The sequence below is a fragment of the Microvirga sp. 2TAF3 genome (assembly GCF_052114965.1).
Classification (GTDB): domain Bacteria; phylum Pseudomonadota; class Alphaproteobacteria; order Rhizobiales; family Beijerinckiaceae; genus Microvirga.
In genome coordinates this window covers 168,073-183,238 of sequence record NZ_JBFRFT010000002.1, presented here as the reverse complement: position 1 = coordinate 183,238, position 15,166 = coordinate 168,073, and the positions used below count along the sequence as shown (strand labels likewise).

General features: G+C 63.0%; 15 protein-coding genes. 7 read left to right on the top strand and 8 right to left on the bottom strand.

Annotation, left to right across the window (positions count from 1 at the left end; all coding sequences use genetic code 11):
• Nucleotides 1-281 precede the first annotated feature (281 nt).
• From rplI to rpsF, 4 genes are all read right to left on the bottom strand, one after another.
• Nucleotides 282-845, bottom strand: a complete 564-nt coding sequence (rplI, locus tag AB4Y97_RS03290; RefSeq protein WP_441997573.1) for a 50S ribosomal protein L9 — start codon at nucleotides 843-845, stop codon at nucleotides 282-284.
• A 12-nt stretch (nucleotides 846-857) separates the two neighbouring features.
• Nucleotides 858-1,847: a DUF2232 domain-containing protein gene (locus AB4Y97_RS03285; protein ID WP_441997572.1), complete on the bottom strand. Its 990-nt coding sequence runs from the start codon at nucleotides 1,845-1,847 to the stop codon at nucleotides 858-860.
• A gap of 232 nt (nucleotides 1,848-2,079) precedes the next feature.
• On the bottom strand, nucleotides 2,080-2,340 hold the full coding sequence (gene rpsR / locus AB4Y97_RS03280) for a 30S ribosomal protein S18 (RefSeq protein ID WP_441997571.1): 261 nt from the start codon (nucleotides 2,338-2,340) through the stop codon (nucleotides 2,080-2,082).
• Between the two features lie 2 nt (nucleotides 2,341-2,342).
• Nucleotides 2,343-2,747 carry a 30S ribosomal protein S6 gene (gene rpsF, locus AB4Y97_RS03275; RefSeq protein WP_441997570.1) on the bottom strand — a complete coding sequence of 135 codons (405 nt, stop codon included), beginning with the start codon at nucleotides 2,745-2,747 and terminating at the stop codon, nucleotides 2,343-2,345.
• A 548-nt stretch (nucleotides 2,748-3,295) separates the two neighbouring features.
• Here rpsF and AB4Y97_RS03270 point away from each other — a divergent pair.
• From AB4Y97_RS03270 to era, 5 genes are all read left to right on the top strand, one after another.
• Nucleotides 3,296-4,051: a pyridoxine 5'-phosphate synthase gene (locus AB4Y97_RS03270; protein ID WP_441997569.1), complete on the top strand. Its 756-nt coding sequence runs from the start codon at nucleotides 3,296-3,298 to the stop codon at nucleotides 4,049-4,051.
• Between the two features lie 31 nt (nucleotides 4,052-4,082).
• Nucleotides 4,083-4,484 carry a holo-ACP synthase gene (gene acpS, locus AB4Y97_RS03265; protein WP_441997568.1) on the top strand — a complete coding sequence of 134 codons (402 nt, stop codon included), beginning with the start codon at nucleotides 4,083-4,085 and terminating at the stop codon, nucleotides 4,482-4,484.
• A 122-nt stretch (nucleotides 4,485-4,606) separates the two neighbouring features.
• The gene (gene lepB / locus AB4Y97_RS03260) at nucleotides 4,607-5,359 is read left to right on the top strand and encodes a signal peptidase I (RefSeq protein WP_441997755.1); all 753 of its coding nucleotides are present in this window, start codon (nucleotides 4,607-4,609) and stop codon (nucleotides 5,357-5,359) included.
• A 4-nt stretch (nucleotides 5,360-5,363) separates the two neighbouring features.
• A complete protein-coding gene (rnc, locus tag AB4Y97_RS03255; RefSeq protein ID WP_441997567.1) occupies nucleotides 5,364-6,074 on the top strand; it encodes a ribonuclease III in 711 nt (236 codons plus the stop codon).
• Complete coding sequence (gene era, locus AB4Y97_RS03250) at nucleotides 6,061-6,975, top strand: GTPase Era (protein WP_441997566.1); 915 nt, start codon at nucleotides 6,061-6,063, stop codon at nucleotides 6,973-6,975. Before rnc ends, era begins: the two co-directional genes overlap by 14 nt.
• 190 nt (nucleotides 6,976-7,165) lie before the next feature.
• On the opposite strand, the gene AB4Y97_RS03245 is transcribed toward era, so the two are convergent.
• A complete protein-coding gene (locus AB4Y97_RS03245; protein ID WP_441997565.1) occupies nucleotides 7,166-8,164 on the bottom strand; it encodes an OmpA family protein in 999 nt (332 codons plus the stop codon).
• 1,067 nt (nucleotides 8,165-9,231) lie between these two features.
• On the opposite strand from AB4Y97_RS03245, the gene recO reads away from it, so the two are divergent.
• Together recO and parC are read left to right on the top strand one after the other, a co-directional pair.
• Nucleotides 9,232-9,963, top strand: coding sequence for a DNA repair protein RecO (gene recO / locus AB4Y97_RS03240; protein WP_441997564.1), 732 nt, complete (start codon nucleotides 9,232-9,234; stop codon nucleotides 9,961-9,963).
• Nucleotides 9,964-10,028: 65 nt separating this feature from the next.
• Nucleotides 10,029-12,272 carry a DNA topoisomerase IV subunit A gene (parC, locus tag AB4Y97_RS03235; RefSeq protein WP_441997563.1) on the top strand — a complete coding sequence of 748 codons (2,244 nt, stop codon included), beginning with the start codon at nucleotides 10,029-10,031 and terminating at the stop codon, nucleotides 12,270-12,272.
• 179 nt (nucleotides 12,273-12,451) lie between these two features.
• Here the strand turns inward: parC and AB4Y97_RS03230 are convergent, their stop codons facing one another.
• From AB4Y97_RS03230 to AB4Y97_RS03220, 3 genes are all read right to left on the bottom strand, one after another.
• Entirely contained in the window at nucleotides 12,452-13,693 is a 1,242-nt protein-coding gene (locus AB4Y97_RS03230) for an MFS transporter (protein ID WP_441997562.1), read from the bottom strand.
• 117 nt (nucleotides 13,694-13,810) lie between these two features.
• Nucleotides 13,811-14,557 (bottom strand): arginyltransferase, encoded by a 747-nt coding sequence (locus AB4Y97_RS03225; RefSeq protein WP_441997561.1) that lies wholly within the window; start codon nucleotides 14,555-14,557, stop codon nucleotides 13,811-13,813.
• A gap of 119 nt (nucleotides 14,558-14,676) precedes the next feature.
• Entirely contained in the window at nucleotides 14,677-15,159 is a 483-nt protein-coding gene (locus AB4Y97_RS03220; RefSeq protein WP_441997560.1) for an RDD family protein, read from the bottom strand.
• Nucleotides 15,160-15,166 lie beyond the last annotated feature (7 nt).

Sequence of the window (15,166 nt, the reverse complement as noted above, 5' to 3'; positions counted from 1 at the left end):
GCGCTCCGAAAACGAGGGAAGGGATCACCCGACCCATAAACCAGAATCGGCCGCCAAAGGTGGCCGCACGGACACAGATTGAGACTCCATCCGCAATGGTGCGGATTGTCCTCGTTGTCCTCGATTCCCACATCGCGCCCTTCGTTGAAAGGCGGCTCCGCTTGACTCGCGGTCAGACTCGTCCCGCCAACGAAAAAGCGCTTCCCGTCGAATCGACGGAAAGCGCTATTTTGGAACAAAAAGTGAACAAGAGCAAGCGCTCTCGCTTAGAGCCCTACCGCTTAGAGCTCCACGTCGCCGGCTTCGGCGAGCGCAGCGCCGACCTCGAGGCCGAGATCGTCGAGGTTCGTCTCTTCACGGGTCGAGACCGACTCGCCGCGAGCCTGACGCTCGGCTTCCTCGGGGCTGCGGGCGACGTTGATCGTCACCTCGGCCTCGACCTCCGGGTGGAGGGCAACCGGCACCGCGTGCAGGCCGAGGGTCTTGATCGGGGCGTTGAGGACGATCTGGTTGCGGTCGACCGTGAAGCCGCCTTCCGTCATCTTCTCGGCGAGGTCGCGGGTCGAGACCGAACCGTAGAGCACGCCCGTCTCGCCAGCCTGACGGATGATGGTGAAGCTCTGGCCGTTCAGCTTCTCGCCGACGGTCTCAGCTTCCTTGCGGCGCTCGAGGTTGCGGGCCTCAAGCTGGGCGCGCTGGTTCTCGAAATGCTCCTTGTTGGCCTTGGTGGCGCGCAGCGCCTTGCCGCGGGCCAGGAGGTAGTTGCGCGCATAGCCGTCGCGCACCTTCACGGTTTCGCCCATCTGGCCGAGCTTGGCGACGCGCTCGAGAAGGATCACTTCCATTGGTTTTCTCCTTTAAGGTTTGTGATCGGGTGGAAAGGGTCGGGAATTGTTCGGCCGCAGGCTGCGAGCCCTGAGGCGGCGGCGAAGATCGAAGGCCGAGTCGGCGATGCCGAAAAGCGACAGGGCGATCATCAGGATGCCCTGCGTGATCACAGCCACGACATAGACGGTCGTAAGGATGAGGCCGCGAATGGCGTTGCCGCGTGTGCGGTCATGAATGGCGGCAAGTCCCTGAAGGGCGAATGCCATGAACAGGGCACCCGCCAGGGCGGCGGCGAACACGCCGACGAAATTGTCCAGGCCAAGGAATGCAACGGCCGTAGAGGCGCTCAGGAGCAGGACGACCGCGCGCGGCATCATGAGCCCGGGGACATCCGGCCAAGGTCGCGGCAGGCGCTTCGACATTGCTACGATCTTGGCCGCAGCCCAGAGGTAGAGCGCAAGAACCACGGTGAAGCCCTGGGCCGAGAGGAAGGGCGTGGCCCGGGCGAAGAGGTCGATCAGCTCGTTGCGCGTTTCCGCATCGATGCCGTTCTGCTGCGTCGGCGGGAATTGCATGGTCACGAACGCTTCGGCGATCTCCCGGGCATTCGAATGGAACGCATCGTAATTTCCGCCGGTCGAGATGACCCCCGCGGCCACGATGGTCAGCGCCGCCGTTCCGGCGACCCAGGCCAGCAGGCGGCCCACCGGATACCATTCGATGGCGCCGTTCTCGGCCGGGCGGCCGAGCAGGGCCAGATAGGCCAGCCACCAGGCCGGCAGGGCGGTGACGATGGCAAAGCCGAGCCCGCTCAGGGGCGAAATGAACAGGGCGATCGCAAGGCCGCCGACGACCGCGGCGACGAGACCGGAACGGTGATTCCAGCCCAATGAGACGATGAGAACGGGAATGGGAGACAGGAGATACAGCACGGCCGCAAGCGCCGTCGCCTTGACGACGACCGCCGTGAGAAGGGCCGAAACGAGGCCCGCACCTATGCCTGTCAGAATAAAGTTCATGGGTCTCGCTGTCCCGCTGCTCTTCGCAGGGTTAGGGGCCTTTGCCCCAACTGACCCGGCGGATTTTCACCGCCGGGCGACTTGGCTTGAAAACGGGCCGCGAGAAGCGGCCCGGTCGATCTTAGCGCATCGTGCGCAAAAGGGACTCGGTTTTGCAGCCGCGCGATGCTCTCACCAGAAGAGAAAGCATCGGATGATCCTAAAAGTGGAAGCCACTTTTAGGTCCGAGGCTTTAGCGGATCACGTAGGGCAGCAGGCCCATGAAGCGGGCGCGCTTGATCGCCTGGGCGAGTTCACGCTGCTTCTTGGCCGACACGGCCGTGATGCGCGAAGGCACGATCTTGCCGCGCTCGGAAATGTAGCGCGAAAGAAGCTTCGTGTCCTTGTAATCGATCTTCGGAGCGTTGGGGCCCGAGAAGGGGCAGGTCTTGCGCCGACGGAAGAAAGGACGACGGCCACCACCGCCACCGCCACCAGTAGCACCAAATGCCATGATTAAGCCTCCTCGCCTTCGTTAGACCCGAAACCGCCATCGCCGTCGCGCTCGCGGCGTTCGCGATCCTTGCGCTCATCGCGGTCGCGCTTCTGCATCATCACGGAAGGCTCGGTCTCGAGTTCTTCCACGCGGATGGTCATGAAGCGGAGGATGTCTTCGCTGATGCGCATCTGACGCTCCATCTCGGCGACCGCCGGGGCGGGAGCGTCGAGGTTGAACATCGTGAAATGCGCCTTGCGGTTCTTCTTGATACGGTAGGCGAGGGACTTCACGCCCCACATTTCGGTCTTCTCGACCTTGCCGCCGTTCTGCTCGATGACGGACTTGTAGGTCTCGACCATCGCTTCGACCTGCTGGGACGTGACGTCCTGGCGAGCCAAAAAGATATGCTCGTAGAGAGGCATAGTGGGCCTTTCTCAGGTTTGAGTTCAAGCCTTGGCACTGTTTTGAGTGTCTTGGCCGGTTCGCGCGTCCGATCGGCGCCAAGCCCTTCGAGCCTGCAAGGCCCGAGCGGTTGTCGAAGGCGGAGACACGGGACGACGGGACTTTTAAAAGACCCTACATGGAAACCATGCCGTCCGTTCAGCCCCCGGCCGGAGCGAACGCGAAGCGGGGTGCATAATCGGTTTGGGACGGAAAGGCAAGTTCGCTTCAGACTTGTCATTCCGGGGCCGCGCCAGCGGAGCCCAGAACCCATAAACGCTGGTAGTTACGAATAAGATGCGGCGGCAATCGCATCCCTTAGTTCTTCAATCTTAGCGGCTATGGGTTTCCCCGCCTCGCGTGGCCCTTCGGGTCGGGCTCTCGCTACGCTCGCCCCGGAATGACAAGGTGGGTATCATCCTCGTCACCGAGTGCCAAAGAGAAGTGAGCCGCCCTTTAGCAGTTGATAGAGATTCAAGGCTCGCCATGCGGCTCTAGCCAAAAATCGGCTCTAGGCTAAAACAGGCTCATGAAAGCTCCTCCTCTTCGCCTTGGCGTCAATATCGACCACGTTGCAACCGTCCGTAATGCCCGCGGCGGGCATCATCCTGATCCGATCCGGGCGGCGCATCTGGCCGTTCTGGCGGGGGCGGATGGGATTACGGCCCATCTGCGGGAGGACAGGCGGCATATCCGCGATCAGGATATGGAGCGCCTGAAGCGCCAGCTTTTCGTGCCGTTGAATTTCGAGATGGCGGCGACGTCGGAGATGATCGGTCTCGCAACCCAATTGCGCCCGCATGCCTCCTGCCTCGTGCCCGAAAAGCGCGAGGAGCGCACGACGGAGGGCGGGCTCGACATCATCGGCGGGCAAGCCCATCTGCGCCCGGCAATCCAGGAACTCAAGGGGGCCGGAATACGGGTCTCCCTATTCGTCGAGCCCGAGATCGAGGTCATGGAGGCCGCCTGTGAGCTTGGAGCGCCGGTGGTCGAGCTCCATACGGGAACCTATTGCGAGGCCGTCGACGACGGCGACGAAGCCCGGATCGGGCATGAACTCGAGCGCCTTCGCCGTGCTGCCGAGCATGGGACCGGAATAGGCCTCGAAATCCATGCCGGACATGGCCTTGCTCTCAATTCCGTTCGTCCGGTGGCCGCGATTCCGCAGATCGTCGAGCTGAATATCGGCCATTTTCTCATCGGCGAGGCCATCTTCCTGGGGTTGGACGAAGCGGTTCGCGCCATGCGGGCCGCCATGGACGAGGGACGGGCGCAGGTTCGCTGAACCTCGGGCCCGTACCGGACAAGGACATGTCATGATCGTCGGAATCGGTTCCGATCTCTGCGATATCCGCCGCATCGAGGGTTCCCTCGAGCGTTTCGGAGACCGCTTCACGCACCGCATCTTCACCGAAGGCGAGAGGGCGAAGAGCGACCGGCGGGCCGCACGCGCGCCGTCCTATGCGCGCCGGTTCGCCGCCAAGGAAGCCTGCGCCAAGGCGTTGGGGACGGGCATGAACCATGGCGTCTTCTGGCGGGACATGGAGGTGGTCAACCTGCCCGGGGGAAAGCCGACGCTTCGCCTCACCGGCGGGGCGCTGGAGCGGCTTAAAATGCTGCTCCCGGAGGGACATGAGGCGGTGGTTCACGTCTCTCTCACGGACGATCCGCCGCTGGCCCAGGCCTTCGTTATCATCGAGGCAATCCCCATAAAGTAAATCAGCCGCGTTGCGACAAGACGCGCCTTGAGCTAGACCCCCGCGACGACTTGAGACCGCCAAAGGCCGCCGCACTCCTCAAGCATGGATCGACAGACGTGAGCGAAAACGCCAAGAAATACATGGGCGACACCGTCAAGAAGGACGAAAGCGGCCTCTGGGAGACCGTCAAGGTCATCATTCAGGCGCTGCTGATCGCCGTGGTTGTCCGCACTGTCCTGTTTCAGCCGTTCAACATTCCATCCGGGTCTCTCATCCCGACGCTGCTGATCGGCGATTACCTGTTCGTCTCGAAATACGCCTACGGCTATTCGCGCTACTCGATTCCCTTCGGTCCGCCGCTCTTCTCTGGCCGTATCTTCGGTTCCGAACCGAAGCGCGGGGATATCGCGGTGTTCAAGCTGCCCAAGGATAATTCGACCGATTACATCAAGCGCGTGGTCGGGTTGCCGGGCGACAAGATCCAGGTGATCGGCGGCGTGCTGCATATCAACGGCAAGCCTGTCCAGCGCGAGCGGGTCGAGGATTACAAGACCAGCGATCTCTACGGCCGCACCGTGTCGGTGCCCCAGTACAAGGAGACCTTTCCGGAGGGCACGTCCCATTACGTGATCGAGCGGGACGGCGACCGGGGCTATTGGGACAACACGGAAGTCTACACCGTACTGCCGGGTCATTATTTCATGATGGGCGACAACCGGGACAACTCGACCGACTCGCGCGACGAAGCCAACGTGGGCGAGGTGCCGGCCGAAAATCTCGTGGGCCGCGCAGAAATCATCTTCTTCTCGATCGATGAGGGCGCGTCCCTGTGGCGTCCCTGGGAGTGGCCGAGCCACATCCGCTGGAACCGCATGTTCGAGCGGATCCGCTAAGACAGTGGCCCGCCGCACGTCGCATCCGGAAAAGTTGCAGGACAAGCTCGGCTATAGCTTCGAGCGTTCAGAGTTGTTGGTGGAGGCATTGACCCATGTCAGCGCTCCCGGCGCCGGCGGACAAAGCTATCAGAGGCTCGAATTTCTCGGCGACCGGGTGCTGGGGCTTGTCATCGCCGAAATGCTCTATGCCGTTTTTCCCCGCGCACCCGAGGGCGAACTGTCCCGGCGGCTGGCGGAACTCGTGCGCCGCGAAAGCTGCGCCGAGGTCGCCATCTCCTGGGATGTCGGCCCCTATCTCAAGCTCGGTTCGGGCGAGGCGCAGTCGGGCGAGCGCCGGAACGAGGCCATCCTGGCGGATGTCTGCGAGGCGATCATCGGCGCGGTTTTCCTCGATGGCGGTTACGAGCCGGCGAAGGCCCTGATCGAGCGTTCCTTCAAGGAATTGCTGAACGCTCCCCGACGTCCGCTGCGCGATCCGAAGAGCGCCCTGCAGGAATGGGCGCAGGGACGGGGGCTGTCGCCTCCGACCTATACGGTGGTCGAGCAGACCGGTCCCGATCACGCGCCCAAATTCCGGGTGATGGTGAAGGTGAAGGGCACGGAAAGCGAATTCGGACTTGGCGCATCGAAGCGCGTCGCGGAACAGGCGGCGGCGCGAAGCCTTCTTCTTCGTGAGGGCGTATGGACACAGGAAGAGCATGGCAATGTCTGAGCAGACTCAAACGAAAGCGGGCTTTGTCGCTCTCATCGGCGCACCGAATGCGGGCAAATCGACCCTTTTGAACTCCCTCGTCGGGTCCAAGGTTTCCATCGTCTCGCGCAAGGTGCAGACGACCCGGGCCCTGGTGCGCGGCATCGCCATCGAGGGCGAGGCGCAGATCGTGTTCGTCGACACGCCCGGCATCTTCAAGCCGAAGCGCCGTCTCGATCGCGCCATGGTGACGTCGGCCTGGGGCGGGGCTGCCGATGCGGACGCGGTGGCCCTCCTGATCGATGCCAGGAAGGGTATCGACGAGGAGGCCGAGGCCATTCTCGAGAAGCTGCCCGAGCTGAAGAGGCCCAAGATCCTGATCCTCAACAAGATCGACCTGATCGAGCGCTCAAGGCTCTTGGAGCTTGCCGCGAGGCTGAACGAGAAGGTGCCGTTCGCCCATACCTTCATGATCTCGGCCCTGAAGGGCGACGGCATCGAGACCTTGAAGCGCCAACTCGCAAGCTTGATGCCGGAGGGGCCCTGGCTCTACCCGGAAGACCAGATCTCGGACGCGCCGCTGCGCATGCTCGCCGCCGAGATCACCCGCGAGAAAATCTACGAGCGCCTGCACGAGGAGCTGCCCTATCAATCCACGGTCGAGACCGACCAGTGGCAGCAGCGGCCGGACGGCTCGATCCGCATCGAGCAGACGGTTTTCGTCGAGCGCGACAGCCAGCGCAAGATCGTGCTCGGCAAGGGCGGGCAGACCATCAAGGCCATCGGCCAGGCTGCGCGCAAGGAAATCGCCGAGATAGCCGAGGCGCCGGTTCATCTCTTCATCTTCGTGAAGGTGCGTGAGAATTGGAGCGACGATCCGGAACGCTACCGCGAAATGGGACTGGAATTCCCGCGTGGGTGAGTAAGTGTCATTCCGGGGCGAGCGAATGCGAGAGCCCGACTCGAAGGGCCACGCGAGGCGGGGAAACCCAGAGCCGCTGAGTTCTCAAGAAAATTTGCTGCGTCGACCGCTGCATTCTTATCCTGAAACCATTGCGATTATGGATTCCGGGCGCCGCTGTGCGGCCCCGGAATGACATGAAGCGCTAGTATTACCGCCGTTCACCCTGCAGGAGCGGCGTGATCCTCCGGATCGTCACGCGGCGGTTCCGGCGTTCGGGACCTTGCGTGTTCACCTTGAGATATTGCTCGCCGTAGCCCTGCGTGGTGAGGTTTTCCGCGGGGATGTTGAAGCGTTGGGTCAGGATGGTGGCCACCGTTTCCGCGCGCCGGTCCGACAGGGTGAGATTGTCCTCGTCCGAGCCGACGGCATCGGTGTAGCCCTCAACGAGGAAAATCTCGTTCGGGTTCTGCGTCAGAACGCGCTGTATCGCGGTTCCGATCCCGGTCAGTGCGCCCCATTGCTCGGGCGAGAGCGCCCAGGAGCCTGTATCGAACGTCACCGTATCCACGTCGACGCGCCGGACGCGCTCGCGCAGCATCTGGCTCTGGCGGATCTCGTCAAGCGTGTAGGCGCGTGTGATCGGCATCACGGGCGGCGCGGAGAATGCCTCGTACAGATCGTCCTGCGATGCGCTTTCGACGTCGACGATATAGCGCTCGCGCGGAATGGCGATGACCGGGGGCGGCAGATCCATCACGTCCCGAGGCAGGTAGCCATAGGGGAAACGGGGGCGGCCCGGCATTTCGTTCTGGATCAGGATCACCTCATGGCCGGAGGGGTCGCGGCGGATGCGGCGGACGAGATTTCCGTTCGCATCCCGCTCGGTCACGATTTCCTCGCCGTTCGGCTGGCGGATGATGGTGACCTGATTGGCACCGCGCTGCTGCACGCGGATATCCGCGCCGCCGTAACTGCGGCGGAAACGATCGGTCTCGTCGTGACGGATGATGACCCGATTGCCCTCGCGGATGATGGTGCGGTCGCCCGGCTCCTCGATGATGACCCTTCGCCCGCCTTCTTCCGTCCGTTCACGGCGCTGGTTGCGCAGGTCGTCGATGCGGCCCTGCTGGAAAGCATCGAAGTTCTGGAAGTTCCGGTCGGGCGCGCGGCGGGCTTCGCCCAGGCCACCCGGGATCGGAGCCTGCACGGCAGGCTGTCCCTGCGGCCCAGGGAGCGGTACCGGAGGCTGCGGCCGGGCGCTCGGCTGCACCGGTATGGGGGACGTAGCGGGACGCGGCGGTGCGGCCTCGCTCGGACGCGGCGGCTGCGGTGCTGCTGCGGGAGGCGTCGGGGCAGGGGCCGTCCGAGGGGGCGGAGCAGACTCCACTGCGGGCGCAGACGGCGCCGGGGAAGCGGGACGCGAAGCAGGCGGTTGAGCGGGGCTCGGCGGCGCGGTCCGTGGAGCCGGAGGCGTTCCCTCCTGCGACGGCTGACGGCGCGGCTCGACGGAGGGGGGCGCTTCGCGAGCGCGATCCGGCCGGGACGGCTGCTGCGCTTGAGGGCGCTCCTGAGGCCTCTCTGGGGGCCTCTCTTGGGGCCGCTGCGGTGCGGCGCGCTCGGGAGCGGGCCTTTCCTCAAAGTTTCCTTGGGGTTTTCCTTGAGGACGTTCCTGGGGTTGGCGTTCCTGGGGCTGGACGGGGCGTCCCGGCTGCGGGGCGGGCCTTTCCATGGAAGGGTTGGCTTCCCGGGGGGGACGCGGCGCTTGGGGCACTTCACCCGGAGGAGCGGCGCGCGACGGACCATGGCCCTCACGCTCCTGCGGCGGCCGTTGCCGCTCCTCGCCGCGAGGGCCGGGACCCCGCTCATGCCCAGGGGGGCCGCGGCGCTGGGGGCCGGCTTCCTCGGAATCGGATTGACCCTGTCCCGAACGGGCACGGGGAGGAAGTTCGGCCGGGGCGGCTTGGGCCACAACGAAAGGTGACGCGGACGGTTGCTGAAGGGGCGAGGCGGTCGATGAAAAAGCGATGAATGGAAGCGCTGTGCCGGCAAGAAGCAAAGAAGAAAGTTTCATGATCCCGTTTCGTCATTTGTTATGGGAAAAGTGATTATCCAAAAGATCAAGCTAGGCGATTGGTTCCATTTTATGGCGAAGCCGAGCTTTCGCGAAACTTGGGAAAATAGGTCTTGATGTCATTGAAAAACGTGGCAAATCGGCTCGTGCGTTATTACATTAGAACTCGTAGGATTCCCGGCTTTCAGAAGTAGTTTCAGCCCATGCAATGGACCGATCAGGGCATCGTGCTCGGCGTCCGCAAACACGGTGAATCGAGCGTCATCCTCGAATTGATGACGCATGAGCACGGCCGCCATCTCGGCCTTGTTCACGGCGGGCGATCCAGATCCATGCAGCCGGTCCTGCAACCAGGAAACGGGGTGCAGGCGACTTGGCGCGCGCGCCTCGACGAGCATCTCGGAATCTATCACGTCGAGGCGCTGGAGATGCGGGCGGCCCATTTCATCGGCTCGCCGCTGGCGCTCTATGGTCTGGCGACCCTGGCCAACCTGCTGCGATACCTGCCCGAGCGCGATCCTCATCCCGCGCTTTACGAGACCCTGACCGTCCTCGTCGACCATCTGGACGATCCGGATCTCGCGCCCGCGCTTTTCGTCCGCTTCGAGCTGGCGATGTTGGCCGAACTCGGCTTCGGCCTGGATCTCGGCTCCTGCGCCGCAACCGGGACCCGCGAAAATCTCGCCTTTGTCTCGCCGAAAAGCGGCCGGGCGGTGAGCGCTGCGGCGGGCGAGGCCTATAAGAACCGGCTGCTCAAGCTGCCCGGATTCCTGATCGGCCAGACCAGGGCCAACAGGCCGCGCAGCGCCGAGGTCCGGGAAGGATTTGCACTCACCGATTTCTTCCTGCATCAGAACGTCTTCGATCCCCGGGGTCAGGCGGCACCGGAGGAGAGGGCGCGTTTCGTCGCATTGGCGACAGCGGAAGAAGACTAGGTTTGTTTCTGTTATGTTCTCGTCTACAACCATAAGAACCGATTCGCTTTTGGGGATTTTCAGCCATGGGTAAGCCTGTCACCCCGCCTTCAGGCGGCGAGATTGAAGATATCAATCTCAAGGACGCGCTGGAGGAACGCTATCTCGCCTATGCGCTCTCCACCATCATGCACCGGGCTCTGCCGGATGCTCGGGACGGGTTGAAGCCTGTCCACCGCCGCATCCTCCATGCCATGCGCCTTTTGCGCCTCGATCCGAAATCGGCGCCGAAGAAATGCGCCCGCATCGTCGGCGACGTGATGGGCCAGTATCACCCGCATGGCGACCAATCGATCTACGATGCCCTCGTGCGCATGGCGCAGGATTTCGCGCAGCGCTACCCGCTTGCGGAAGGCCAGGGCAATTTCGGCAATATCGACGGCGATAACGCCGCCGCCATGCGCTACACCGAGGCCCGCCTGACGGAAGTGGCGCGGCTTCTGCTCGAAGGCATCGACGAGGACGCCGTCGATTTCCGTGAGACCTACGATCAGGCGAACGAGGAGCCGGTCGTGCTCCCGGCCGCCTTCCCGAACCTGTTGGCCAACGGCTCCCAGGGCATCGCGGTCGGCATGGCGACCTCGATTCCGCCGCACAACGCGGCGGAATTGTGCGATGCGGCGCTCCATCTCATCGGTCATCCCAAGGCGGCATCCGAAGATCTGCTTGCCTTCGTGCAAGGCCCGGATCTGCCGACCGGCGGCATCATCGTCGATACGCCATCCTCCATGGCCGAGACCTATCGGACCGGCCGCGGTTCGTTCCGCGTGCGCGCCCGCTGGCACAAGGAGGATGCGGGCCGGGGATTGTGGAACATCGTCGTCACCGAGATTCCCTATTCGGTGCCGAAGTCGCGCCTGATCGAGAAGATCGCCGAGCTGCTGCAGGAGAAAAAGCTGCCGCTTCTTGCCGATGTCCGCGACGAGTCGGCGGAGGACATCCGCGTCGTGCTGGAACCGCGCGCCAAGACGGTCGACCCGATCATCCTCATGGAATCTCTCTTCAAGCTGACCGAGCTTGAAAGCCGCGTTCCGATGAACGTGAACGTTCTCGCCGGCGGCAAGGTACCGAAAGTGCTCGGCCTCGCCGAATGCCTGCGCGAATGGGTCGACCATCGCCGCGAGGTCCTGATCCGTCGCTCGGGCTTCCGTCTCGCCGCCATCGACAAGCGCCTTGAGATTTTGGGCGGCCTGCTCATCGTCTATCTCGATCTCGACCGGGTGATCAAAATCATCCGTGAAGATGACGAGCCGAGGCAGGAGCTGATGCGCGTCTTCAAGCTTTCCGAGATTCAGGCCAATGCCATCCTCGACACGCGCCTGCGCTCCTTGCGCAAGCTCGAAGAGATGGAGCTCAAGCGCGAGCAGAAGAGCCTGCAGGAGGAGAAGGCGAAGATCGAGAACCTCCTCGGCTCCGAGAAAGTGCAGTGGAAAACGGTCACCTCCGAGATCCGCGAGGTCCGCAAGACCTTCGGACCGGAGACGGAACTAGGCAAACGCCGCACCACCTTCGCGGAAGCGCCGGACACCTCCGACATCGATTTCGCGGAGGCCATGGTCGAGCGCGAGCCGATCACGGTCATCGTGTCCGAGAAGGGCTGGATCCGCGCCATGAAGGGTCATCAGGCGGATCTGTCCGGCGTGCAGTTCAAGGGCGACGACAGCCTCAAGACGGCTTTCTTCGCGGAGACTACGTCGAAGATCATCGTCGTGGCGACGAACGGGCGCTTCTTCACGCTCGAAGCCTCCAAGCTTCCGGGCGGACGCGGCTTCGGCGATCCGATCCGGCTCATGGTCGACCTAGAGGAGGGGGCCGATTTCATCGCCGCTTTCCCCTACAAGCCCGGCTCGAAGCTTCTGCTCGTCGGATCCGACGGCCGCGGCTTCGTGGCGCCTGCGGACGACGTCACGGCCAATACCCGCAAGGGCAAGCAGATCCTCAATCTCGACGCGCCTGCGCAGGCGGTGGTGTGCACGGAGGCCGAGGGCGATCACATCGCCATCGTCGGCGAGAACCGCAAGCTCCTGATCTTCCCGATCAAGCAGGTTCCGGAAATGACCCGCGGCAAGGGTGTGCGTCTTCAGCGCTACAAGGACGGCGGCGTCTCCGACGCCAAGACCTTCAAGCTGAAGGAAGGCCTGACCTGGAAGGATACCGCGGGCCGCACCTGGACCGTGGCGAAGGAGGATCTGCGGGACTGGGTCGCCAACCGCGCCGAAGCAGGCCGCCTGCCGCCGAAGGGTTTCCCGAAGAGCAACCGGTTCGGATAGAGCATGATCCGGACAAGTGGGAACGGTTGTCCGTCAAGATCATGCAAAGACAAGGAAACTGGAGTCTGAGCATGTTTCAAACCGACATGATCAGACTCTAGAGCATCGTGCGCAAAAGTGGACCCGGTTTTGCGCTTAGAACGATGCTCTCATCCGATGCTTTAGAGCCGGTTGCCGGTTCAGGGCTTTGCGGGTTCGGGAGTGCCAGCGCCGAAGTGAACGCCCTTCGCTTCGAACCCGAACCCCGCCAGCAGGACGACGAGGATCGCGACAATTCCTGCCACGAGCGCGAGCGCGAAGGCGAAATCGCCGCCATAGAGCGAAGCGATATAGGCCTGGATCGTGGCATTCGCTGAGGCGAGCAGGTTGCCTATCTGGTAGACGAAGCCGGGGAAGGTGCCGCGCACCTCATTCGGCGACAGCTCGTTCAGATGGACGGGAACCACGCCCCATGCGCCCTGAACGAAGAATTGCATCAGGAACGCGCCGACCGCGAGGGTAACGGCGCTTGTGCCATAGGCCCAGAACCAGATCATCGGCAGCGAGAGCAGGGCCGCGATGACGATGGCCTGCTTGCGGCCGATGCGCTCCGACAGCGTGCCGAAAGTGATGCCGCCGATGATCGCGCCGATATTGTAGGTAATGGCGATCAGTCCAACCTCGTGGGTCGAGAGCTTGCGCTGGACCTCGAGAAAGGTCGGGTAAAGGTCCTGGGTGCCGTGGCTGAAGAAATTGAACGCGGTCATGAGCAGCACGGACCAGACGAACATGCCCGCATTGCTCCGGACCACCTGCCAGATATTCGGCTGCTTCTCCAGCTTCTGGCGTGCCACGAAAACGGGCGATTCCTCCACATGCCGCCGGATGTAGAGGACCAGAAGGGCCGGGGCGGCACCGACGAAGAACATTCCGCGCCATCCGATGGTCGAATAGAGCAGGAAGAACACGAGCGAGGAGAGCAGGTATCCGGTCGGATACCCGGCTTGCAGGAGACCCGAGACGACACCGCGCGCCCTCGGCGGAATCGATTCCATGGTCAGCGACGCGCCGACGCCCCATTCGCCGCCCATCGCGATGCCATAGATCGCGCGCAGGATGATCAGAACCGCGAGATTGGGCGCAAGGCCCGAGGCGAACTCGACGATGGAATAGAGGAGCACGTCCGCCATCAGTGTGGGCCGTCGCCCCCATCGATCCGCCGCCAAGCCGAAGATGAGCGCTCCGATCGGCCGCATGGCGAGCGTGACGAGGATGGCAACCGTGACCGTCGTGATGCTGGCCGAGAATTCCTGCGCGATATCCTTAATGACGAAGACCAGGATGAAGAAATCGAACGCATCCAGGGTCCAGCCCAGGAAAGCGGCGGTGACGACCTTGCGTTGCGATGGGGTAAGTTCTTCGAGAACGCGCAGAAAGGACATGGTTTTCTCCATCGAAAACCTGAACTGCTCCCCGCTCGTCTTTTGTCGAAATAACCGAGGCTAACAGCCTCGGCAGGCTCTGTGTTCCTGAATCACGCAAACATGATGGCCGATAGCTCAGTCGACCCGCACCCATCCCGGTGCCAGAAGCCGCTCCTGCGGCTTGAAGCGCGCCTTGTAGCCCATCTTCTTCGACCCTTCGACCCAATAGCCGAGATAGAGGTAGGGCAGGCCCATCGCCTTGGCCCTGGCGATATGGTCGAGAATGACGAAGGTGCCGAGGCTGCGATCCCGCATCTCCGGGTCGTAGAAGGAATAGACCATCGACAGGCCGTCGCTCATCTCGTCCATCAGGCAGACGGCGATGAGATCCCCGGTGCCCTTGCCGGTAATGCCGCTGTCGATGCCGCGGCGGCGATATTCGATCACCCGCGTTTCTACGTGGCTGTCCTCGATCATCATCGAATAGTCGAGCACGGTCATGTCAGCCATGCCGCCATCGGCGTGGCGCGCGTCGAGATAGCGCCGGAACAGGGAATATTGCTCGGAGGAGGGGCGGTTTGGCAGAAGGTTGCCGATCAGGTCGCCATTGGCCTTGATGATGCGCTTCAGGTTTCCGGACGGCTTGAATTCGTCCACGATGACGCGGACCGACACGCAGGCGCGACAGGTATCGCAGGCCGGACGGTAGGCGATGGTCTGCGAGCGGCGGAAGCCCCCCTGGGTCAGGATCTCGTTCAGCTCCCGTCCGCGCCGCCCGACGATATGCGTGAATACTTTCCGCTCCTCCTTGCCGGGCAGATAGGGGCACGCGGAGGGCGAGGTGAGATAGAATTGCGGTGCGTCGCGGGGGTGGCTCGTCACGCTGGAAGCCTCATCAAAGAACCTTGAGCGCAGACTCAACACTCAAGCATAACATTGGTGCCTGGAGCGTCCATCAAAAGTCGGCCGTTCGGAATGGACCGCAATGCCGCACTATCCGCTTACGGAGAGCGCACGACCATGATCTCCGTCAGGAGGTCGCGCAGGAAGCGGCGATCGTCGCGCACGAAACCGAACAAGACGTCGCAGGCCCATAGCAGGAAAGTGGAGATCGCCACGTAGAAGAGCAGGGCGTGCACGGCCGCCGCAAGCATCGAAACCGGGCCTCCCGTATCCGGATTGACGACCCGAAGACCCATGGCGCGCATGCCGACCGTGGCCTGAGACACTCCGCCGATGGTCACGGCATTGTAGATGATGAAGGTCATGGCAGTGAGGGGGAGGAGAAAGAACAATCCCCATCCGAGCCCGAGGGTCATCAGCCCGAACACAAAGATGCCGACGGAGACCAGCACGATCCAGAACGCGATGACGATCAGGTCGATCAGATAGGCCCAGAAACGCCGGCTGATGACGCCTTCGGTCACATACTGCTCGACCGCATAGGCGCTCCGATTCACCATCGGCATAGGCTGAATGGCCATCGGCAAC